Origin of the sequence: Herbiconiux daphne (assembly GCF_024979295.1) — a bacterium.
In the GTDB taxonomy this organism is placed as follows: domain Bacteria; phylum Actinomycetota; class Actinomycetes; order Actinomycetales; family Microbacteriaceae; genus Herbiconiux; species Herbiconiux daphnes.
In genome coordinates this window covers 1-511 of record NZ_JANLCJ010000851.1, presented here as the reverse complement: position 1 = coordinate 511, position 511 = coordinate 1, and the positions used below count along the sequence as shown (strand labels likewise).

Below are 511 nucleotides of genomic sequence, written 5' to 3'. Positions count from 1 at the left end.
CCCCAGCATCATAACGTTGAGCCGCTGGCAGACTTGCGAAACGCAGAACAGCAGGCGCAACACCATTACGACGTGAAGAACCGGCATAGAAGTGAGCCTGTTGACGCGCACTACCAGAAGAATTGAATGGGATTGCCATCCAGAATTTTTCTGGAGCATTAGGCATAATAGACTTGATGCCAACACGGAGAGGTGCAGCATCTTTATCCCATTTAACCATCACCAGAAACTTGCCAGTGCTTGTCTGATCAAAGCCGATGATTTTGCCCGTTGTGTTATAAGACATCAGGCGACGGTTCATAATTGTTGCTTTATCGCCAACCTTAGCAATGAATGCCGTGGGGTTAGCAGCTTTAAAAGCATCAATATTTTCCTGGGTATTGAACCATTCACCATTGCTGGTGATGGCTAGGATGTGTTTACGATTAATCACTTTTTCACAGTCCTTGTCTGCAAATCAGACAGAAGATCCTTTGAGAATTGATAGGCCATTTTATCAAACGGGCTATCA

1 protein-coding gene is annotated in these 511 nt (G+C 45.0%); it reads right to left on the bottom strand.

What is annotated here, in order from left to right; genetic code table 11:
* Window positions 1-433 (bottom strand): hypothetical protein (locus N1032_RS28025; protein ID WP_259544024.1); only part of this gene is annotated, 433 nt, incomplete at its 3' end.
* Window positions 434-511: the final 78 nt, after the last annotated feature.